18 protein-coding genes are annotated in these 19,883 nt (G+C 58.9%); 13 read left to right on the top strand and 5 right to left on the bottom strand.

The window, feature by feature from the left end; genetic code table 11:
- Positions 1 to 2: 2 nt before the first annotated feature.
- On the bottom strand, positions 3 to 1,190 hold the full coding sequence (gene metK / locus Q390_RS0100870) for a methionine adenosyltransferase (RefSeq protein ID WP_027994371.1): 1,188 nt from the start codon (positions 1,188 to 1,190) through the stop codon (positions 3 to 5).
- Positions 1,191 to 1,322: 132 nt separating this feature from the next.
- Here metK and Q390_RS0100865 point away from each other — a divergent pair, with 132 nt between their 5' ends.
- On the top strand, positions 1,323 to 2,177 hold the full coding sequence (locus tag Q390_RS0100865; protein WP_027994370.1) for a lysophospholipid acyltransferase family protein: 855 nt from the start codon (positions 1,323 to 1,325) through the stop codon (positions 2,175 to 2,177).
- A complete protein-coding gene (locus tag Q390_RS0100860; RefSeq protein WP_027994369.1) occupies positions 2,174 to 3,040 on the top strand; it encodes a lysophospholipid acyltransferase family protein in 867 nt (288 codons plus the stop codon). Before Q390_RS0100865 ends, Q390_RS0100860 begins: the two co-directional genes overlap by 4 nt.
- Before the next feature lie 75 nt (positions 3,041 to 3,115).
- On the opposite strand, the gene yihA is transcribed toward Q390_RS0100860, so the two are convergent.
- The gene (gene yihA / locus Q390_RS0100855; protein WP_027994368.1) at positions 3,116 to 3,862 is read right to left on the bottom strand and encodes a ribosome biogenesis GTP-binding protein YihA/YsxC; all 747 of its coding nucleotides are present in this window, start codon (positions 3,860 to 3,862) and stop codon (positions 3,116 to 3,118) included.
- A 73-nt stretch (positions 3,863 to 3,935) separates the two neighbouring features.
- On the opposite strand from yihA, the gene Q390_RS0100850 reads away from it, so the two are divergent.
- The 5 genes from Q390_RS0100850 (at position 3,936) to Q390_RS0100830 (ending at position 10,054) form a co-directional block, all read left to right on the top strand.
- A complete protein-coding gene (locus tag Q390_RS0100850) occupies positions 3,936 to 4,565 on the top strand; it encodes a c-type cytochrome (protein WP_027994367.1) in 630 nt (209 codons plus the stop codon).
- 134 nt (positions 4,566 to 4,699) lie between these two features.
- Positions 4,700 to 6,844, top strand: coding sequence for a cytochrome c biogenesis protein ResB (locus tag Q390_RS0100845; RefSeq protein WP_027994366.1), 2,145 nt, complete (start codon positions 4,700 to 4,702; stop codon positions 6,842 to 6,844).
- Positions 6,841 to 8,214 carry a c-type cytochrome biogenesis protein CcsB gene (ccsB, locus tag Q390_RS0100840; protein WP_027994365.1) on the top strand — a complete coding sequence of 458 codons (1,374 nt, stop codon included), beginning with the start codon at positions 6,841 to 6,843 and terminating at the stop codon, positions 8,212 to 8,214. The genes Q390_RS0100845 and ccsB overlap by 4 nt, the downstream gene beginning before the upstream one ends.
- Positions 8,215 to 8,350: 136 nt before the next feature.
- On the top strand, positions 8,351 to 9,358 hold the full coding sequence (gene msrP / locus Q390_RS0100835) for a protein-methionine-sulfoxide reductase catalytic subunit MsrP (protein WP_027994364.1): 1,008 nt from the start codon (positions 8,351 to 8,353) through the stop codon (positions 9,356 to 9,358).
- Between the two features lie 63 nt (positions 9,359 to 9,421).
- Positions 9,422 to 10,054 carry a protein-methionine-sulfoxide reductase heme-binding subunit MsrQ gene (locus Q390_RS0100830; RefSeq protein WP_027994363.1) on the top strand — a complete coding sequence of 211 codons (633 nt, stop codon included), beginning with the start codon at positions 9,422 to 9,424 and terminating at the stop codon, positions 10,052 to 10,054.
- A 118-nt stretch (positions 10,055 to 10,172) separates the two neighbouring features.
- Here Q390_RS0100830 and lysA read toward each other — a convergent pair whose 3' ends face one another.
- On the bottom strand, positions 10,173 to 11,462 hold the full coding sequence (lysA, locus tag Q390_RS0100825) for a diaminopimelate decarboxylase (RefSeq protein ID WP_027994362.1): 1,290 nt from the start codon (positions 11,460 to 11,462) through the stop codon (positions 10,173 to 10,175).
- Complete coding sequence (gene lptM, locus Q390_RS20230; RefSeq protein ID WP_084153700.1) at positions 11,459 to 11,689, bottom strand: LPS translocon maturation chaperone LptM; 231 nt, start codon at positions 11,687 to 11,689, stop codon at positions 11,459 to 11,461. Before lptM ends, lysA begins: the two co-directional genes overlap by 4 nt.
- A 14-nt stretch (positions 11,690 to 11,703) precedes the next feature.
- Here lptM and cyaY point away from each other — a divergent pair, with 14 nt between their 5' ends.
- Entirely contained in the window at positions 11,704 to 12,033 is a 330-nt protein-coding gene (gene cyaY, locus Q390_RS0100820; RefSeq protein WP_027994361.1) for an iron donor protein CyaY, read from the top strand.
- Positions 12,034 to 12,113: 80 nt separating this feature from the next.
- Here the strand turns inward: cyaY and Q390_RS0100815 are convergent, their stop codons facing one another.
- Entirely contained in the window at positions 12,114 to 14,516 is a 2,403-nt protein-coding gene (locus Q390_RS0100815; RefSeq protein WP_027994360.1) for a penicillin-binding protein 1A, read from the bottom strand.
- A 268-nt stretch (positions 14,517 to 14,784) separates the two neighbouring features.
- On the opposite strand from Q390_RS0100815, the gene Q390_RS0100810 reads away from it, so the two are divergent.
- Genes Q390_RS0100810 through Q390_RS0100790 form a run of 5 tightly spaced genes read left to right on the top strand, consistent with a single transcriptional unit; the run spans position 14,785 to position 19,857 of the window.
- Positions 14,785 to 15,864 carry a pilus assembly protein PilM gene (locus tag Q390_RS0100810; RefSeq protein WP_027994359.1) on the top strand — a complete coding sequence of 360 codons (1,080 nt, stop codon included), beginning with the start codon at positions 14,785 to 14,787 and terminating at the stop codon, positions 15,862 to 15,864.
- Positions 15,861 to 16,481, top strand: coding sequence for a PilN domain-containing protein (locus Q390_RS0100805; RefSeq protein WP_027994358.1), 621 nt, complete (start codon positions 15,861 to 15,863; stop codon positions 16,479 to 16,481). Before Q390_RS0100810 ends, Q390_RS0100805 begins: the two co-directional genes overlap by 4 nt.
- A gap of 3 nt (positions 16,482 to 16,484) precedes the next feature.
- Positions 16,485 to 17,165 carry a type IV pilus inner membrane component PilO gene (locus Q390_RS0100800; RefSeq protein WP_027994357.1) on the top strand — a complete coding sequence of 227 codons (681 nt, stop codon included), beginning with the start codon at positions 16,485 to 16,487 and terminating at the stop codon, positions 17,163 to 17,165.
- Positions 17,162 to 17,707 carry a pilus assembly protein PilP gene (locus Q390_RS0100795; protein WP_027994356.1) on the top strand — a complete coding sequence of 182 codons (546 nt, stop codon included), beginning with the start codon at positions 17,162 to 17,164 and terminating at the stop codon, positions 17,705 to 17,707. Before Q390_RS0100800 ends, Q390_RS0100795 begins: the two co-directional genes overlap by 4 nt.
- Positions 17,704 to 19,857, top strand: a complete 2,154-nt coding sequence (locus tag Q390_RS0100790; protein ID WP_027994355.1) for a type IV pilus secretin PilQ — start codon at positions 17,704 to 17,706, stop codon at positions 19,855 to 19,857. Before Q390_RS0100795 ends, Q390_RS0100790 begins: the two co-directional genes overlap by 4 nt.
- Positions 19,858 to 19,883 lie beyond the last annotated feature (26 nt).

Here is a 19,883-nt window from a genome sequence, read left to right as displayed (position 1 = left end):
GCTTACAGTCCAGCCGCAGCCCGCAGCACAGCCGCCTTATCCGTCCGCTCCCAGGTGAAGTCCGGCTCGTCACGGCCGAAGTGGCCGTAGGCGGCGGTCTTTTCGTAGATCGGGCGCAGCAAGTCGAGCATCTGGATGATGCCCTTGGGACGCAGGTCGAAGTGCTCTTGCACCAGCGCGGCGATTTGGGCGTCCGGGATCACGCCGGTGCCTTCGGTGTAGACGGTGACGTTCATCGGGCGGGCTACGCCGATGGCGTAGGCCACCTGAATTTGGCACTGGCGCGCAATGCCGGCGGCAACGATGTTCTTGGCCACGTAGCGCGCTGCGTAAGCCGCCGAGCGATCGACTTTTGTTGGGTCTTTGCCGCTGAAAGCACCGCCGCCGTGCGGGCAGGCACCGCCGTAGGTGTCCACAATGATTTTGCGCCCGGTCAGACCACAGTCGCCCTGCGGGCCGCCGACGACGAAGCGGCCGGTGGGGTTGATCAGGTACTTGGTGTCGGGCGTGAGCCACTCGGGCGGCAGCACCGGGCGGATGATTTCTTCGCGGATGGCCTCGTAGAACTCGGGCTTCATCTTGTCGCCCAAACTCATTTCAGGCGAATGCTGGGTGGACAGCACCACGGTGTCGATGCTATGCGGCTTGCCATCGACGTAGCGCAGCGTCACCTGGCTCTTGGCGTCGGGGCGCAGGAACGGCAGGCGTCCGTCCTTGCGCAACTGGGCCTGGCGCTCGACCAAGCGGTGGGCGTAGTAAATCGGCGCGGGCATCAGCTCGGGCGTTTCGTCGCAGGCGTAGCCAAACATCAGACCTTGGTCGCCGGCGCCGGTGTTGAGGTGGTCGTCGCTGGCGTGATCGACGCCCTGGGCGATGTCGCAGCTTTGCTTGTCGTAGGCCACCAGCACCGCGCAGCCCTTGTAGTCGATGCCGTATTCGGTGTTGTCGTAGCCGATGCGCTTGATGGTGTCGCGCGCCACCTGGATGTAGTCCACGTTGACGCCAGGATTGGCAGTGATTTCGCCGGCCAGCACCACCAGGCCAGTGTTGCACAGCGTCTCGGCAGCGACGCGGGCGTTCGGGTCTTGCGCCAGGATGGCGTCGAGGATGGCGTCCGAGATCTGGTCGGACACTTTGTCGGGGTGGCCTTCGGAGACGGATTCAGAGGTAAAAAGAAAGTCGTTCGCCATTTGAATAAACTCCTATGTTTTGGCAGGTAGGGCGTTGCGCGCAGCCTGTGGAGCTTCTGGCGAACGCTTTAGCAGTTTTGTTTAACGTCGCCCTGCAAGTTGCTCATTTAACTTGGCGACCTTTCGATTCTAATGCCCGTCGTTTTTCGGTTTCTTTCCTTACTTCCTTTGGGGTTGCTACACGTGCTGGGCGCAGCCATGGGCTGGCTGGCTTTTTTGGCCTCGCCTGTGTACCGGCGCCGCTTTCTGGCCAACGCTGCGCTGGCCGGCTATCGCTTTGCTGCCGTGCGCGCGGCTGTGGGGCACGCTGGGCGCATGGTGGCCGAGCTGCCGCGCCTGTGGCTGGGTGCGCCGCCGCCCTGCCGGCTGGTGGGCACCGCCTGTGTCGAGCAGGCCTATGCCGGCGGGCGCGGCATTGTTTTCTTGACGCCGCACCTGGGCTGCTTTGAGTTGTCAGTGCAGGCGGCGGCGCGGCGCTGGAGCGCGCAGCACGGCCCCATCACCGTGCTGTACCGCCCGGCGCGCCAAGCGTGGCTGGCCAAAGTGATGGAGACGGCGCGCAATCGCCCCGGTGTGCAGGCGGTACCGACCTCGCTGGCCGGCGTGCGCCAGATGATCAAGGCGCTGCGCCGGGGCGAGGCCGTCGGTCTGCTGCCCGACCAAGTGCCGCCGCAGGGTCAAGGCGTGTGGTCGCCGGTGTTTGGCCGCGATGCCTACACCATGACGCTGGCCGCGCGCCTGGCGCTGCAAACCGGCGCGGCTGTAGTGCTGGCGCGTTGCGAACGCTTGCCGTGGGGGCGTGGTTTTGTGACTTATTTCGAACCCTTGCCCGCGCCGCTGCAAGCGCCGCTGGAGCGGGCGGTGCAACATATCAACCAAGCCATGGAACACACCATTGCCCAGTGTCCGCAGCAATATTTGTGGGGCTATGGCCGCTACAAACAGCCGCGCGCAGAGGCCGCCACTCCGAGCGGAGCGGCCGCATGATGGGGCGTTTGGGGGTTGGGCTGATGGGGGCGCTGGCGCACCTGCCGCTGCCGCTACTGCGCGGTCTGGGCTGGCTGCTGGGGCAGATGCTGTATGTGCTGGCGGTGCCTCGGCGCAAGGTGGCACTGCGCAATCTGCAGCTGTGCTTTCCAGACGCTTCGCCGGCGCAGCGCCGCGCCTGGGCGCGCGAGACGTTTGTGGTGTTTTGCCAGACTTGGCTGGACCGCAGCTGGTTGTGGTCGGCACCGCGTGCGCTGGTCGAGCAGCGCGTGACGCTGCAAGGTGCGCTGCATGAGCTGGAGGGCGATACACCGACCATCATCTTTGCGCCGCATTTTTACGGTATGGACGCCGGCGGTTTGGCTCTGCCACTGCGCACCACGCGCGCGTTCACCTCGATTTTTTCCACGCACCCGAACCCGGCGGTGGACAACTGGTTTATGCAGGGGCGCCAGCGTTTTGGTGATGTGCGGATGCTGAACCGCGCGGATGGCGTCAAACCGATCTTGACCAGCCTGCGCCAAGGGGGCTTGCTGTATTTGTTGCCCGACATGGACTTTGGGCCGAAAGAGTCGATTTTTGTGCCCTTTCATGGCGTGCAGGCGGCCACCGTGCCGTCGTTGTCGCGCTTTGCCCGGCTGGGCCGTGCCAAGGTGGTCGGCATGGTCACGCGCCTGACGCCGGCCGGCTATGTGGCTGAAATTACCCCGGCCTGGGAGCACTTTCCGACGGGGGATGTGCAGGCCGATACTGCGCGCATGAACCAAGAACTGGAGCGCTACATCGCCACCATGCCGGGACAGTACTACTGGGTGCACAAGCGCTTCAAGACGCGCCCGCCGGGCGAGCCGGCGGTGTATTGACCGGTTTTAGGTCAAATTGGCCTGTAGCTCTTTAAATACAAGCGGTATTAGCTATTAAAAATATAGCTAACAGCTTTAATCTAATGCGGGTGGTTCATTGTCTTCACTGGGTTCGTCGTCGTGCGCTGGCGCGGCGTCATCTTGCTCGTCGGCTGGCGGATGCGCCCAGTGCCACAGCAACAGCGCCGCTTCGTCCACCCCCTGCTTTTTCAGCGCCGAGAACATCCGTACCTCGCCACCGCCGGTTTGCAGGCGGGCAATCGACAGCGCCTTGGCCTGCTCGACGCGCGTCAGCTTGTCGGCCTTGGTCAGCAGCACCAGAAATTTCAGGCCGGCCTCGACGCGTGGGCGCACCACTTCCAGCAGCGCCTCGTCCAGCCCGGTCAGGCCCAGGCGCGGGTCGCACAGCAGCACGATGCCCGTGAGGCTGGGGCGGCTGACGAGGTAGTTCACCATCACCTGCTGCCAGCGCATCTTGTCCGAGCGCGAGACGGCGGCGTAGCCGTAGCCCGGCAGGTCGGCCAGCACCGCATCGGTGATGCCCTGGCGCCCGAGGGAGAACAGGTTGATGTGCTGCGTGCGGCCGGGTTTTTTCGACGCGAAGGCCAGTTGTTTTTGCTGCGTCAAGGTGTTGATGCAGGACGACTTGCCCGCATTGGATCGACCGACAAAAGCAATTTCGGGCACGTCGATCACAGGCAACTGGTGCAGTTGGGCGGCGGTGGTCAGAAAGCGCGCGGTGTGCATCCAGCCCATGGCGAAGCGGCCGTCTGGAGCGGGCAGGGCGCTGTCGGCAGCGGGCGTGGCGGAGGGCAGAGTCATGGGTTCATGGAAAGCGTTGGAGCGTCATTGTAGAATCGCGCTGTTTTGCGCCATCCCACATAAGTCCCTCGATATGAAGTTACTCGCCTCCTTGCTCATGGCTGCCGCGCTGGTAGCTCCCGCTTTCTCGGCTTCTGCTGCCGATGCTGCTCCCGTTGCTGCCAAACCTGACTTGGCCAAAGGGCAGGCCAGCTTTTCTGCTGTGTGCGTGGCCTGCCATGGCGCTGACGGCAATTCCAGCATTGGTGCCAACCCGAGTCTGGCGCAACAGCACCCCGAATATCTGGTCAAGCAGTTGCAAGACTTCAAGGCGGGCAAACGCACCAGCGCCATCATGCAAGGCTTTGCCGGCATGTTGACCGATGAAGACATGAAGAATATCGCCTGGTGGGTGGCAAGCAATGCTGCCAAACCCGGTTTTGCCCAGAATAAAGACTTGGTTTCCATGGGCGAGCGTATTTATCGCGGTGGCATCCAGGATCGCAACGTCCCGGCTTGCGCCGCTTGCCACAGCCCCAATGGCGCCGGAATTCCGGTTCAATACCCGCGCCTGAGCGGTCAGCACGCCGAATACACCGCCGCTCAGCTGGTTATGTTTCGTGACGGTGTGCGCCTGAACAGCCCGCAAATGACCGGCGTTGCTGCCAAACTGAACGACCGCGAGATCAAGGCGGTATCGGATTACATTTCCGGCCTGCGTTGATTCATTTTTCCCTGTCTTGGCGCTGTTCTGGGCGCGTGACACGGAACCAACCGCCAATCACCAACCTCTCAAGGGCGGGCCCATCAGGCTGATGGACCCGCCCTTTCCATTTCGGTCACCGAATCGTTCTTTCCATGTCTGACAATACCTTAGGCGTTCGCCCTTCGTTTGGTTCGCAAGCTGTGCGCGCCAGCACGGAGCTGCTGTCGTCGATGCGCTTTGCCATTGCGCTGCTGACGGTTATTTGTATTGCTTCGGTCATTGGCACCGTGCTCAAGCAGCATGAGCCGGCGGTGAACTATGTCAACCAGTTTGGGCCGTTCTGGGCCGAGGTGTTCAGCGCGCTCAAGCTCAATGCGGTCTATAGCGCTTGGTGGTTTTTGCTGATTCTGGCGTTTCTGGTCACCAGCACCTCGCTGTGCATTGCGCGCAACGCGCCCAAAATCATTGCTGACCTGGGCAATTACAAAGAAAACATCCGCGAAAAAAACCTCGCCGCGTTTCACCACAAGGCGCAGGCTGATCTGGTCGGCGACACTGCGGCCGAAGCGCAGCGCATCGGCCAGATGCTGGTCGGCGGCGGCTGGAAAGTCAAACTGCAGCAGCGCGACACGTCGGCGGGCCCCGGCACTGGCTGGATGGTGGCGGCCAAGGCGGGCGCCGCCAATAAATTTGGCTATATCGCGGCGCACAGTGCCATCGTGCTGGTATGCCTTGGCGGTCTGCTCGATGGCGACCTGATCGTGCGTGCGCAAATGTGGCTCAACGGCAAGACGCCCTACAACGGCGGCGGCCTGATCTCCCAGGTGGCGCCCGAGCACCGCCTGAGTGCGCGCAATCCGACGTTTCGCGGCAATCTGGTGGTGGCCGAGGGCTCACGCGCCGGCACTGCCATCCTGAACCAGGCCGACGGCATCCTGCTGCAGGAGCTGCCATTTTCTGTGGAACTGAAGAAGTTCATTGTCGAGTACTACTCGACCGGTATGCCCAAGCTGTTTGCCAGCGACGTGGTGATCCACGACAACGAAACCGGTGCCGAGGTTCCGGCGCGCATTGAGGTCAACCACCCGGCTAACTACAAGGGCGTAGAGATTTACCAATCGAGTTTTGACGACGGTGGTTCCACCGTCACGCTGCGTGCGCAGCCGCTGCTGGGCGGTGTGCAGCCGTTTGATCTGCCCGGCGTGATTGGTGGCGCAGCGCAGACCGTCAAGGGGGCCAATGGGGAGCAACTGACGCTCGAATTGACCTCGCTGCGCACCATCAACGTCGAGAATTTTGCCAATGAAGGCGCCGCGGGTGGCACTGACGTGCGCAAGGTCGATCTGCGCCATTCGATTGACGCCCGCCTGGGTGCAGCCAACAAAACCGTGACCACCAAAGAGCTGCGCAACGTCGGTCCGAGCATTGGCTACAAGCTGCGCGACGCCTCCGGCCAAGCACGTGAATACCATAATTACATGCTGCCCATGGCCATGGAAGCGGGCGGCGCGCCGATGTTCCTGATGGGCGTGCGCGAGAATCCGGTGGATCCGCTGCGCTACCTGCGTGTGCCGGCCGATACGCAGGGCAGCATGGACGGTTTCTTGCGGATGCACGCCGCGCTGGCCGATCCGGCCTTTCGCGAGCAGGCGGTGCGCCGTTACGTGGCGCTGGCCGTTGATAGCCAACGCTCCGAACTGGCCGAGCAATTGACCCTGTCGGCCACGCGCGCTCTGACCTTGTTTGCCGGCAGTGTCGGTGCAGACGGTCAACGCCAGGGCGGCTTGCCAGCCATTGCGCAATTTATGGAAGACAATGTTCCTGAGGCCGAACGCAACCGCGCCGGTGAAGTGCTGGTGCGCATCCTGAGCGGCACCCTGTTCGAACTGGCTCAGATGACGCGCGAGCGTGCTGGCTTGGCGCCCCTGGAACCCAATGAGCAGACACAAGGTTTCATGTCCCAGGCCTTGCGCGCCTTGAGCGATGTGCAGTTCTACCCCTCGGCGATAGTGTTTGAACTCAAAGACTTCAAGCAGGTGCAGGCCAGCGTGTTCGAGGTGGCGCGTGCCCCTGGCAAGAACATTGTTTATCTGGGCTGTGCCTTCCTGATTCTGGGCATTTTTGCCATGCTCTACGTGCGCGAGCGGCGCATCTGGGTTTGGTTGGCGCCGCAGGGTGACCATACCCATGCCACGATGGCGCTGTCCACCAACCGCAAGACCATGGACGGCGATGTTGAATTCGCCCAGATCTCCGAAAAACTCATCGGGGTACGCCCCGACGGAAGTACCGTATGAACACTGCCAGTACCTCTCCCGTGACGAGCCCCAACCCGGGGGGAAATGCCACGTTGCACCTGAACGAGAGTTTTCTTTCGCGCCGCAACTGGTTCGATTGGGTATTTGCTGCCCTAGTGGTGGCGGGCGGATTGTTTGCCTTGCAGCGCTATGGCGCCTACATGGACGTGTACGAAAAAGGCATCTTGCTTGGTGCCATTCCAAGCGCCATTTGGTTGGGCTGGTTCTGGCGCCCACTGCGCGTGCTGATGCTGGTGGCTACTGGTTTTGCCCTGCTCGCCATCAGCTTGTACCAGCAGGACGGCGTGGGCCAGCTGGCGCGCGCCGACACGGTGTTCTGGCTGAAATATTTCTTGTCCAGCCAGTCTGCCATCCTGTGGATGAGCATGTTGTTCTTCATGGGCACTATCTTTTATTGGATTGGCATGGTGGCGCGCGGCGAGGGTGCCACGATGTCGCTGATCGGCTCACGTCTGGTTTGGGTCGCGGTGACCATGGCGCTGATCGGCACGCTGGTGCGTTGGTATGAAAGCTATCTGGTAGGCGTTGATGTCGGCCATATTCCGGTCAGCAACCTGTATGAAGTGTTTGTCATGTTCTGCTGGATGACCGCGGCTTTTTACCTGTACTACGAAGAGCACTACCGCACGCGCGCGCTGGGTGCTTTTGTCATGCTGGTGGTCAGCGCGGCGGTGGGTTTTCTGCTTTGGTACACCGTGGTGCGCGAAGCCCACGAAATCCAGCCGCTGGTACCCGCCCTGAAAAGCTGGTGGATGAAGCTGCACGTGCCAGCCAACTTCATTGGCTATGGCACTTTTGCGCTGTCGGCCATGGTTGCCTTTGCCTACCTCATCAAGCAATCGGCGGGTGAGACGCGCTGGTACAAGCTCATGCCCTTGTGGCTGCTGGGCGTAGTGCTGTGCTTTGAGCCGGTGGTGTTTCGCCCCACGGTGGGTCAGGGCGGTGGCGGCAGCTACTGGATGATCTACTTTGGCATTTCTGCCTTGGCCATCGGCACGATTTTGTTTGGTCGCCAGCACATTGCCAGCAAATTGCCGCCGCTGGCACTGCTGGACGACCTGATGTACAAGTCGATCGCTGTCGGCTTTGCCTTTTTCACCATTGCCACCGTGCTCGGCGCCTTGTGGGCTGCCGAAGCCTGGGGCGGCTACTGGAGCTGGGACCCGAAAGAAACCTGGGCGCTGATTGTCTGGCTGAACTACGCTGCCTGGTTACACATGCGGCTGATGAAGGGCTTGCGCGGCACGGTCTCGGCTTGGTGGGCGCTGGTGGGTCTGGTGGTCACGACCTTTGCGTTTCTGGGTGTCAATATGTTCCTGAGCGGCTTGCACAGCTACGGCACTTTGTAAGGGTGAGCGCGTTGTAGACGCACTGCCACCGGGGCGGCGGCGTTGTCTGGCAGCAGAAAAAAGGCAGTGGATAGAAAATGCGAACTCTTGCGTTTCTCACGTCTCCAAATTGTCTGTCCCACTCCGGAGCCCTGCCATGCTGATTTCCTCGCGCCATAGCGGCTTTGATCATCCTATCCCCAGCGATATCACGCCCCGTAGCGTCTATGAAGATCGGCGCGCTTTGCTGCGTTTGGCTGCCGGTAGTGCTGTTGGCGTAGCGGTGAGCGGGTGGGCTGGCGGACAGAGCGGGTCAGGTGCTGGGGCGGCGGTGGCGCGTCCGGGCAAGCTGGACTTGCTGGCTGGGGCGACATCAGGCGTGCCCGGCGGCGTCACCATGGAAAAGCTGACCTCGTACCAAGATGCCACCAGCTACAACAACTTCTATGAGTTCGGCACCGACAAGGCTGATCCGGCGCGCAATGCACACACGCTGAAAACTGCGCCCTGGACGGTAAATATTGAGGGTTTGGTCAAGAAGCCCGGTGCCTACGCGCTGGAAGACCTGCTCAAGCTCAGCGCCCAAGAAGAACGCATTTACCGGATGCGCTGCGTCGAAGGCTGGTCGATGGTGATTCCGTGGGTCGGCTATTCGCTGGCGGCGCTGATTAAAAAGGTGGAGCCGCTGGCCAGTGCGAAATATGTCGAGTTCGTCACCCTGGCCGATAAGGCCACCATGCCGTTTGTCGGCTCGCGCGTGCTGGATTGGCCCTACACCGAAGGCCTGCGCATGGACGAGGCCATGCACCCGCTCACCTTGTTGACGTTTGGCATGTACGGCGAGGTCTTGCCCAACCAGAATGGCGCACCGGTGCGCATCGTGGTGCCGTGGAAGTACGGCTTCAAGAGTGCCAAGAGCATCGTCAAGATCCGCTTCACCGACAAAGAGCCGGGCACCGCCTGGAACAAGGCGGCGCGCAATGAATACGGCTTTTATTCCAACGTCAATCCCGACGTTGACCACCCACGCTGGAGCCAGGCGACCGAGCGGCGTATCGGTGAAGGAGGTTTGTTTGCCAAAAAACGCAAAACGCTGCTGTTCAACGGCTACGAAGCCCAGGTCGGTCAGCTGTACACGGGCATGGACCTGAAAAAATTCTTTTGAGTCGGCGCGTCCCGGTGCCAGTATTGGACGGGCGCTGAATATTGTTTCTGGCCTCGGATGTCTTTGAAAAAAATACTGTTGCACCGCGCTGCAAAACCGGTAGTTTTTGCGCTGGCATTGCTGCCCTTTTGCTGGCTGTTCTATGGCGCTGCCACCGACCAGTTGGGCGCCAATCCGGCAGAAGCGCTGATCCGTGCCCTGGGCGACTGGACGCTGCGTTTTTTATGCTTGGTGCTGGCCATCACGCCGCTGCGGGTGCTGACGCACACGCCAGCGCTGGCACGCTTTCGTCGCATGGTCGGGTTGTTCGTGTTTTTTTATGCCGTCTTGCACTTGCTCAGCTACGCCGTGTTTGACATGGGACTGGATATGGCCGAAATAGCACACGACATTGCCAAGCGGCCTTTCATTCTGGTCGGCTCGCTGGCGCTGCTGCTACTGACGCTGCTGGCCGCTACGTCTTTCAACCGTGCCATCCGCTGGCTCGGCGCTGCGCGCTGGCGGGCGCTGCACCGCACCGTGTATGCCGTCGCCGTCCTGGCAGTGCTGCATTTTTTCTGGATGCGTGCCGGAAAAAACGACTTTGCTGAAGTGGCTGTGTATGGCGTTATCTTGGCCCTGTTGCTGGGCTGGCGTGTCTGGCAGGCGTGGCAACAGCACCGGCGTGCTGCGCCAGTGGTGGTGCCAGTGCCTTGATGTCGTGCGTTGGTCTGTCTTAATTTGCTATTTAATTAATAGCTATAGACGCACGTTGTATGTGGGCTGGAGGCTGATTTGGCTATGGATATAGTGCAAATCAGCTCGTTTTGATGGCCTAGGCTGCTGTGCGGGCGCGCAGCGTTTCACCCCGGAAGGTGTCGGCAGCGGTTTCACGGCTGCGGATCAGATCGGCCTGGGCGCCGTTGACCAGCACTTCGGCCGCGCGGCCGCGCGTGTTGTAGTTGCTGGCCATGGACATGCAATAGGCCCCGGTGGACAGCACGGCCAGCCGGTCGCCGGCCTGTACCGCCAAGCTGCGGTCGCGGCCAATCCAGTCACCGCTTTCGCAGATCGGGCCGACCACATCGTAGGTCTGTGCTGGCTCGGCGCGCACTTGCAGCGGTGCAATGGCATGAAAAGCCTGGTACATGGTGGGACGCGGTAAATCATTCATGGCGGCGTCCACAATGCAGAAATTTTTGGTTTCACCGGGCTTGAGGTACAGCACCTGTGTCACGCACAGCCCGGCGTTACCGACCAGTGAGCGTCCGGGTTCGATGACGAACTGGCGATTGCCAAAGCCACGCGCGTCGATTTTGGCCAGCAGTTGTGCCCACAGCGTATCGGCTGCCGGGGGTGTGTCGCCGTTGTAATTGATGCCCAGGCCGCCACCAAAGTCGATGTGGTGGATGGGAATGCCAGCGGCTTCAATCTCTTCAATCAGGTCGAGCAGGCGATCGGTGGCATCCAGATAGGGCGTGGTTTCGGTGATTTGCGAGCCGATATGAAAATCAATGCCAACCACCTGCAGACCCGGCAAGCTGGCAGCGCGTTGGTACACGGCCAGCGTGCGTTCGTGGGCAATGCCGAACTTGTTGCCCTTGAGTCCGGTGGAGATGTACGGGTGGGTTTTTGGATCCACATTCGGGTTGATACGAATGCTCACCGGTGCAATGTGGCCCACCGCCGTGGCCACAGCGCTGAGTTCTTCCAACTCGGCTTCGCTTTCGACGTTGAAGCACAAGATGCCCGCCTGCAGTGCCTGCAGCATTTCGGCGCGGGTCTTGCCAACGCCAGAAAAAATCACCTTGCCGGCGTCGCCTCCGGCAGCCAGCACACGTTCGAGTTCACCCCCCGAGACGATATCGAAACCACATCCTTGTTCGGCAAAAAACTGCAGTATCGCCAAAGATGAATTGGCCTTCATGGCGTAGCAAATGTGCAGCTTGCGCCCGGCAAAGCCGCGTTGGTAGGCGGCCAGGGCGTCTTGCATGGCGGCTTGCGAATAGACAAACAGCGGTGTGCCGTAGGTTGCTGCCAGATCGTCCACGCGCACGTTTTCAATGCACAGTGTGTCGCCCTGGTAGGCGATGTGGGGATGGCCGGGGAGTGTGGGATGGGTCATGGTGTAGCAGTGGTGCGGGGTGTCGAAGGCGCAGGAGCGGCCGGGGCCGATGTTGGTGCAGTGGTGCGCAGCGCAGCAGGTGTCAGGACTTGTGGCAGTGTGGCCTGCTGTCCGGCCGCCGCTTTAGTGGGCAAAAAAAGGGGTCCGCGCTGACCACAAGCACACAACACTGCCACGCTGATGCCAAGGACACTGTGTCTGGCTAGAATTTGAAAAGCTTTCAACATATAACTAAATTGTAATGACCGATCTTGAATTCATGGACCGTGCTGAGCAGTTGCTGCTGGCCGTAGAGCAAGGGTGCGACCGCATCAACGACGCCACCGATGCCGACGTGGACAGCCAGCGTTCGGGCGGCATGATCACCCTGACGTTTCCCAACCGCACACAAATCATCATCAACCAGCAAAAGCCGCTGCATGAAATATGGATGGCGGCCAAATCGGGCGGCTACCACTATCGCCTGGACGGTGGTCAGTGGCTGGACACCAAAGGCGAAGGCGAGTTTTTTGCCCACCTGAGCCGTGATGCGTCCGCCCAGTCAGGCTTGACGCTGCACTTTTGCGCCTGAGCGTTGAAATTTTTCATCCAGCACAGCCGGTGCCTGCGCCGAGCTGGATTTGAAAATAGTGTGAGCCCGACGCTGTCCGGTCAATTGCGAAACAGATCCAGAATGCGCCGCCGCTCTTCAGGGGCCGGGCCTTCTGGTGATGCAATCGATGCAGTTGGCGGGCGATTCTCCATGCCCAAACTGGCTACACCGCCGCCACTGCCGCGGCTGTATTCCTCGTAGAACCACTCGCCGCCCACATTCACCACCCCCGGTGGCACTGTGGGCTCCATCACCGGAACGCCTTTGAGCGCGCGCTCCATGAAACTGATCCATATCGGCAAACTCAGCCCGCCGCCAGTTTCACGGCTGCCCAGGTTGCGCGGTGTGTCGTAGCCAATCCAAGTGACGGCGGCAATGGTCGGTTGAAAACCGGCAAACCACGCATCCACCGCGTCGTTGGTTGTGCCGGTCTTGCCATACAAGTCCGGGCGCTTGAGCGTGGCCTGGGCGCGTGCGGCGGTGCCCGAGCGTGTCACTTCTTGCAGCAGGCTGTCCATGATGAATGCGTTGCGCGGCTCGATGGCGCGTTGTTGACCCTCCAGTACGGGGGCCTCTGTTTCAGACAGCACGCGTCCCTTGTGGTCGGTGACGCGGGTGATCAGCCACGGATTGATGCGGTAACCGCCATTGGCAAAAACCGAATAGCCCACCGCCATCTGCATCGGCGTGACCGAGCCCGCGCCCAGGGCCATGGTCAGGTAGGGCGGGTGTTTTTCAGCGTCAAAGCCAAAGCGCGACACCCATTCTTGTGCGTTCTTCGGCCCCACTGCCTGCAGGATGCGAATGGAAATCATGTTTTTGGAGCGTGCCAGACCAGTGCGCATGGTCATGGGGCCATCGTATTTACCGTCGTAGTTTTTGGGCTCCCAGGGCTGACCACCAGTGACGCCAGCACTGAAGAACAGCGGTGAATCGTTGATGATCGTGGCGGGCGTGAAGCCCTTTTCCAACGATGCCGAGTAAATAAAGGGCTTGAAACTTGACCCTGGCTGGCGCCAGGCCTGCGTGACGTGGTTGAACTTGTTTTTGTCGAAATCAAAGCCCCCCACCAGTGCCTTGATGGCCCCGCTGCGCGGATCAATAGCTACCAGCGCACCCTCGACTTCAGGCAATTGCGTGATCTCCCAGGCGTTTTTGACTGTCTTGGAGACGCGGATGATGGCACCACGGCGCAGCTTGGTATTGGGTGGCGCCTTGTCGCTCAACCCTGACTGTGCCGGTTTGAGGCCCTCGCCGGTGATCTCGACGCTGTCGCCGTTTTGTCGCACGGCCACCACTTTGCGTGGACTGACTTCCAGCACAATGGCCGACATGACATCACCATTGTCAGGATGGTCGGCCAAGGCGTCATCAATGGCTTCTTCCAGTTCAGACCCCGAGGCTGGCAGCGTGACAAATTTTTCTGGCCCACGGTAATGCTGGCGCCGCTCATAGTCCATGATGCCGCGGCGCAGCGCTTTATAAGCGGTGTCTTGTTCGGCGGCATTCAAGGTGGTGTAGACATTCAGCCCGCGTGTATAGGCTTCGTTGCCGTACTGCGCAAAGATCAGTTGGCGTGCCATTTCAGCCACGTATTCAGCATGCACCTGGGTGTTGTTGCTGCCACTGCGGATTTTCAGCTCTTCGCTGCGTGCTGCGGCCGCCTGTTCGGGCGTGATGAAATGATTGACCTCCATCCGGTCAATGATGTGGAGTTGGCGCACCCGGGCACGCTTGGGATTGCTGATCGGGTTATAGGCCGATGGCGCCTTGGGCAGGCCGGCCAGCATGGCGGCTTCAGCCACCGATACTGATTTCAGGGGTTTGCCAAAGTATGCCTCAGAAGCCGCTGAGAAACCATAGGCGCGATTGCCCAGATAAATCTGATTCATGTAAATCTCAAGAATCTGATTCTTGGACAGCAAATGCTCTAGTTTAAATGTTAGTAATACTTCGTAAATCTTTCTTGTAAATGTTTTTTCTGACGAGAGATACACATTGCGCGCCACCTGCATGGTGATAGTAGATGCCCCCTGGCTTTTGACGCGCCCAAAGTTGGCCAGACCAGCACGCACCATCCCCTTGTAATCCACTCCACCGTGCTCAAAAAATCGCGTGTCCTCAATGGCTAGCACGGCATTTTTCATCACGTCCGGAATATCTGCGATCGGCGTCAGGGTGCGACGTTCTTCGCCAAACTCTCCCATCAGTGCCCCCTCTGCCGAATACACCCGCAACGGAAGCTTGGGACGGTAGTCGGCCAGAGCGGACACGTCGGGCAGATTGGGGTAGGCCATGGCCAGCGCAACTGCAATGACCAGCGCCAGCGCCACGGCACTGGCGGCCAGCAGACCGACAGTCCAAGCCAGGAAGCGCAGCAAGCGGCGCAATAGGGCGGAGTGTATGGGGGACGAAGGGGAATCAGCAGGGCTGGGAGAGGGGGACTGGACTGGGCGCGGCATATCGCTCCGGATGGAAATGAGCGGCCATTATAAAAATGGCGGCCGCATTTTCAGGAAAGGGTGAATCGTGAGAACTCTACTGGGGGTGCAAAGAAAGCTCCATAAGAGCAAAAACGCGTGTTAAAGGAGGGCGCTTAACGTCTGCTTTTGACAACGGTGGACGAACGTGGTTTCCGCAAAACGTTTTGCCCGATAAGTATCTTACTGATAGCATTCATGTCAAATGTTAAGTTTTGTCGTGTCATTCTGACAATAAAAAGGAGCTATCTTGATCTCTGCAGGATCTCTGTTCAGTCGTCAGTCTGCGCCGTTGCTGGGCATCGATATCAGTTCTTCCAGCGTTAAGCTGGTTGAATTGGGGCGCGACAAGGCGGGTGCGCTGGTCTTGGAGCGTTGTGCCATCGAACCGCTCGAACGCGGCTGGATTACAGATGGAAACGTCGAGAAATTCGACGATGTTGCAGATGCCTTGCGCCGTCTTGTCAAAAAAAGCGGTGCCCGGACCAAAAATGTCGCGCTGGCCTTGCCCCCGTCTGCAGTCATCACCAAAAAAATCACTTTGCCTGCAGGCATGACAGACCAAGAGCTCGAAGTGCAGGTGGAGTCTGAAGCCAACCAATATATTCCGTTCTCACTCGATGAAGTGAGCCTGGATTTTTGCGTTATCGGGCCGAGCAAAAATGCTCCCGGTGATGTGGACGTGCTGATTGCTGCGTCGCGCCGCGAGAAAGTGCAAGACATGCAAGGCTTGGCAGAGGCCGCTGGCCTCAAGGCCGTCATTGTGGACATCGAGTCCCATGCCTCGCGGCTCGCTGCCAGCCGCCTGATTGCCGCACTGCCCAACCAAGGCGTCGATACCATGGTGGCGCTGTTCGAGGTGGGGGCATTGACCACCAGTATGCAAGTCATTCGCAACGACGAAGTGCTCTATGACCGCGATCAGGCGTTTGGCGGCGCGCAACTGACACAACTCATCGTGCGCCAATACGGTTTTTCTGCTGAAGAAGCCGAAAGCAAAAAACGCAGCGGCGATCTGCCGGAAGACTATATGTCGACCGTATTACGCCCCTTTGTCGAAATCATGGCCCAGGAAATAGGGCGCACCTTGCAGTTCTTCTATACCAGCACGCCGCACAACCGCGTTGACCACATCCTGCTGGCAGGGGGTTCCGCCCCGTTGCTGGGACTGACTGACGCTGTCACCCAAAGCCTGGGTGCTGCCTGCAGCGTGGTCAATCCATTTGATGGTATGGAAATCGGCAGTGCCGTTCGCATGAAAAAAATGGCGCGCGAGGCGCCGTCCTACCTGACATCCTGTGGGCTGGCCATGCGGAGGTTCTACCAGTGATTCTTATCAACCTGCTTCCGCACCGGGAAGCGGCACGCAAGCGCCGGCGCGAAGCTTTTCAGGCCGCCATGCTGGCTTCTTTTTTGGTCGGCTTGCTCATCTCTGGCGCGATCTATTGGTGGTTCCAGGGCATGGTGACTGACCAGCAGGCAAAAAATAGTTTTTTGAGTAGAGAAATCAAAACCCTTGAAACCCAGATCAAGGAAATTGCCACTATCGAAGAAGAAATTGCTGCGCTGCAGGCACGCCAAAAAGCCGTCGAAGACCTGCAGTCCGACCGCAATCTGCCGGTGCATTTGCTCAGTGAGCTGGTCAAGCAACTGCCGGACGGTGTCTACATCACCAGTCTCAAGCAAGCCGATCAAACGGTCACCATGCAAGGCATGGCCCAGTCCAATGAGCGGGTGTCCGAGATGTTGCGCAATCTGTCCAACAACACGCCGTGGCTGTCCAAGCCCGAACTGGTCGAAATTGTGGCCAGCAACCTGGCCTTGTCCGCCCGTGACCAGCGACGCGTTGCTGCTTTCAATCTCCGCTTTCAGCTTATGCGCTCCAGCGAAGCGAAAAAAGCGATGGATGACGCAGTCAGTGCCACCACCCCTGCTGCAGGGAAGTGATCCATGCTCAAAAAGAAAGTACCAAAAATTGACATGGTCCAGCTGCAAGAAAATCTGCAGCGCCAGTTCTCCAATCTCGACCCCAAGGATCCCTCCTTATGGCCTGCACTGCCGCGCTACCTGCTGTGCGCCTTCATTGCCTTGGGCGTGGCCACAGTGCTGTGGTTTGTCAAATTGTCCGACTATGAGCAAGAGTGGGAGGCAGAAAAAACCACTGAGATAACGCTCAAGCAGGATTATCAGAAAAAACTGCTCAAGGCCGTCAGCCTGGACGCCTTGAAAAAGCAGCGCGAGCAAGTCCAGCAATACGTGATTCAGCTGGAAAAGCAGTTGCCCAGCAAAGCTGAAATGGCGGCGCTATTGTCGGACATCAACCAAGCGGGTCTGGGACGTAGCCTGCAATTTGACTTGTTTCGTCCGGGACAGATTGTCGTGCGCGATTACTACGCCGAACTTCCGATTGCCGTGCGCGTGACCGGAAAATACCACGACATGGGCGCTTTTGCGGCCGATATTGCCAATTTGTCGCGCATCGTCACGCTGAACAACATCTCTATCGCCCCGGCTGCCAAAGACAGCGGCAGCCTCACGATGGACGCCACTGCACGCACCTTCCGTTACCTCGACTCAGATGAGGTTCAGGCCCAGCGAAAGGCGAATGCGAAGACTGGAGGCAAAAAATGAACCGCCTCACCGTGGCATCTCTTGTCGTCGCTGTTTTGCCTTTGTTCGGTTGCGGCTCTGGCGGAGAAGACGATCTGCGCCAATGGATGGCCGATGAGCGCGCCCAAACCAAGCCCCGCGTGACGCCTCTCACCGAGCCTAAACAGTTTCAGCCGGCGCTCTACACGGCAGGAGACGGCATCGAGCCTTTCAACTCCCTCAAGCTGACCCAGGCACTGCGCCGCGACTCTGCCCAGGTGGCCTCGAACGCTGCACTTATCACTCCTGAAATGGCGCGCCGCAAAGAGCCTTTAGAGGCGTTTCCGCTAGACACCATGACCATGGTCGGAAGCCTCAATAAAGTCGGGCACCCCACTGCCTTGTTGAAAGTGGACAACCTCTTGTACCAAGTGCAAGTCGGTGCCTACCTGGGGCAAAACTACGGCCGTATTACCCAAATTACAGACAATGCGATCCAGCTGCGCGAAATTGTGCAAGACGCCACGGGTGACTGGATTGAGAGAAATGTATCGCTTGCACTGCAAGAGGGAGACAAAAAATGAAGCAAGAGAACACCGCGATCATAAAAATATTTCAACAGGCAGTGATCGCCCTGGCTGCTGCTATGGGTTGCACTTGGGTGCTGGCTGACGGTGCCATTCAATCCGTGATCGGCGACGTGCAGGGCGGCGCAGAAGTTGTGCGCATCCTGCTGTCCGAGCCACTGCTGGTGGTTCCCGCCGGTTTCGCCATCCAGTCGCCAGCGCGCATCGCGCTCGACTTCCCGGCTACCTCTAACGCCATTGGCCGCTCGCTGATCGACCTGAACCAAGGCAATCTGAAGTCGGTCAACGTAGTGCAGGCGGGCGGCCGCTCGCGCGTGGTGCTTAACCTCAAGCAGGCCACTACCTACCGCGCTGAAATTCAAGGCAATACCCTGGTCGTCTCGTTGGCGCCGGTGGCAGTCATGGGCGTAACGTCTGCGCCATCGGCCCCACCGCCAGCCACCGTTTTTGTCGAAAGCACCACCAGCGACATTCTGCCGCTCAAAGATGTCGATTTTCGACGTGGCACTGATGGCTCAGGGCGCGTGGTGGTGAGTCTGGGCAGCAGCCAGATGGGTGTGGATATCCGTGAACAGGGCAAAGGCCTGGTGGTTGAATTTTTGCGCGCCTCTTTGTCTGAAGGTTTGCGCCGGCGTTTGGATGTGAGCGACTTTGGCACGCCGGTGCAGCGCATCACCACCACCGAGCAAAACGACCGTGTGCGTATGCTGATCGAACCGATTGGCGAGTGGGAGCACAGCGCTTACCAAAGTGATAACCAGTTTGTCGTCGAAATACGCCAGAAGAAAATCGACCCGACCAAGCTGACCCAAGGGCAAGGCTACAACGGCGAGAAGCTCTCGCTGAACTTCCAAAATATCGAAGTACGCTCACTGCTCCAAGTGATCGCTGATTTCACCAACTTCAACGTGGTGACTTCCGACACCGTCACCGGCGCGCTCACTTTGCGTCTGAAAGACGTCCCTTGGGATCAAGCGCTGCAAATCATCATGGATGCCAAAGGCTTGGACAAACGCAAGTCTGGCAACGTGTTGTGGATTGCACCCAAAGATGAGATTGATGCACGCACACGTAAGGATTTTGAAGCGGCGCAGATTATTGAAAAATTAGAGCCACTGCGTACGCAGGCGTACCAGTTGAACTACGCCAAAGCCGCTGAAATGGTGACGCAGCTCACAACTTCTAGTTCAGGCGGCGGCACCGATTCTTCTTCAACGCGGTTTTTATCTGAAAGAGGCAGCGCCATTTCAGAGCCACGAACAAACCAGCTGTTCGTGACAGATACTCCAGCCAAGCTTGAAGAAGTGCGCAAACTTTTGGTGTCTTTGGATGTGGCCGTGCGTCAAGTCTTGATTGAGGCGCGCATCGTTGAGGCGCGCGATACCTTCGGTCGTTCGCTGGGTGCGCGCTTGGGTGCGACAGACTTGCGGGCCAACCGCGGCGGCGATGGCGGCTACGGTATTGGCGGTGGCAACCGCGTCGGTTTCGGCACCAACTATGGCAATTCGGTCTCCAGCAGCGGCGCTGGCGGATCGACCGATGCGTTTGGCAGCTTCGTCAACTTGCCTGCTCAATTGGGTGGCGTTGAGAGCGTGGGCAGTTTTGCACTTTCTATTTTTAACACTGCAGCCAATCGATTTTTGACTTTAGAGCTGTCTGCCATGGAAGCAGATGGCAAAGGTAAGATCGTATCAAGTCCGCGTGTGATTACGGCTGACCAGACGAAAGCATTGATTGAGCAAGGTACTGAGTACCCTTATTCTGTGACGGCACCTAATGGCGCAACCACGATTGCCTTCAAAAAAGCGGTTTTGAAATTGGAGGTCACGCCGCAAATTACCCCTGAAGGCAGCATTATTCTGGACTTGGATATCAATAAAGACAGCCGAGGCGAGACCACAACCCAGGGCGTAGCCATTGACACTAAACATATCAAGACGCAAATTTTGATTGAAAATGGCGGTACCGTGGTGATTGGTGGTATTTTCGAGATGGAAGAAACCAGCAAGGAAAACAAGATACCTTTTTTGGGTGATGTTCCTGTGTTGGGTAATCTGTTTAAAAGCAATACCAAAGAGTCTTCCAAGCGAGAGATGCTGGTTTTTATAACGCCCAAGGTCATTACTGACCGTGGTCCAACGCGTTAAATATTTAATATAAATAGGAATATAAA

The sequence above is a fragment of the Simplicispira psychrophila DSM 11588 genome, from assembly GCF_000688255.1.
Taxonomy (GTDB): domain Bacteria; phylum Pseudomonadota; class Gammaproteobacteria; order Burkholderiales; family Burkholderiaceae_C; genus Simplicispira; species Simplicispira psychrophila.
Note: the sequence above shows the minus strand (reverse complement) of the source record. Positions and strands in the feature narration are given on the sequence as shown.

What these genes read in the sequence shown, in the direction of transcription:
- msrP (WP_027994364.1), top strand. Translation starts at nt 8,351, where the DNA reads ATGCTGATTTCCTCGCGCCATAGCGGCTTTGATCATCCTATCCCCAGC.
- Q390_RS0100815 (WP_027994360.1), bottom strand. Translation starts at nt 14,516, where the DNA reads ATGCCGCGCCCAGTCCAGTCCCCCTCTCCCAGCCCTGCTGATTCCCCT.
- Q390_RS0100865 (WP_027994370.1), top strand. Translation starts at nt 1,323, where the DNA reads ATGCCCGTCGTTTTTCGGTTTCTTTCCTTACTTCCTTTGGGGTTGCTA.
- Q390_RS0100860 (WP_027994369.1), top strand. Translation starts at nt 2,174, where the DNA reads ATGATGGGGCGTTTGGGGGTTGGGCTGATGGGGGCGCTGGCGCACCTG.
- Q390_RS0100800 (WP_027994357.1), top strand. Translation starts at nt 16,485, where the DNA reads ATGCTCAAAAAGAAAGTACCAAAAATTGACATGGTCCAGCTGCAAGAA.
- yihA (WP_027994368.1), bottom strand. Translation starts at nt 3,862, where the DNA reads ATGACTCTGCCCTCCGCCACGCCCGCTGCCGACAGCGCCCTGCCCGCT.
- Q390_RS0100845 (WP_027994366.1), top strand. Translation starts at nt 4,700, where the DNA reads ATGTCTGACAATACCTTAGGCGTTCGCCCTTCGTTTGGTTCGCAAGCT.
- Q390_RS0100790 (WP_027994355.1), top strand. Translation starts at nt 17,704, where the DNA reads ATGAAGCAAGAGAACACCGCGATCATAAAAATATTTCAACAGGCAGTG.
- lptM (WP_084153700.1), bottom strand. Translation starts at nt 11,689, where the DNA reads ATGTTGAAAGCTTTTCAAATTCTAGCCAGACACAGTGTCCTTGGCATC.
- Q390_RS0100795 (WP_027994356.1), top strand. Translation starts at nt 17,162, where the DNA reads ATGAACCGCCTCACCGTGGCATCTCTTGTCGTCGCTGTTTTGCCTTTG.
- cyaY (WP_027994361.1), top strand. Translation starts at nt 11,704, where the DNA reads ATGACCGATCTTGAATTCATGGACCGTGCTGAGCAGTTGCTGCTGGCC.
- metK (WP_027994371.1), bottom strand. Translation starts at nt 1,190, where the DNA reads ATGGCGAACGACTTTCTTTTTACCTCTGAATCCGTCTCCGAAGGCCAC.
- ccsB (WP_027994365.1), top strand. Translation starts at nt 6,841, where the DNA reads ATGAACACTGCCAGTACCTCTCCCGTGACGAGCCCCAACCCGGGGGGA.
- Q390_RS0100850 (WP_027994367.1), top strand. Translation starts at nt 3,936, where the DNA reads ATGAAGTTACTCGCCTCCTTGCTCATGGCTGCCGCGCTGGTAGCTCCC.
- lysA (WP_027994362.1), bottom strand. Translation starts at nt 11,462, where the DNA reads ATGACCCATCCCACACTCCCCGGCCATCCCCACATCGCCTACCAGGGC.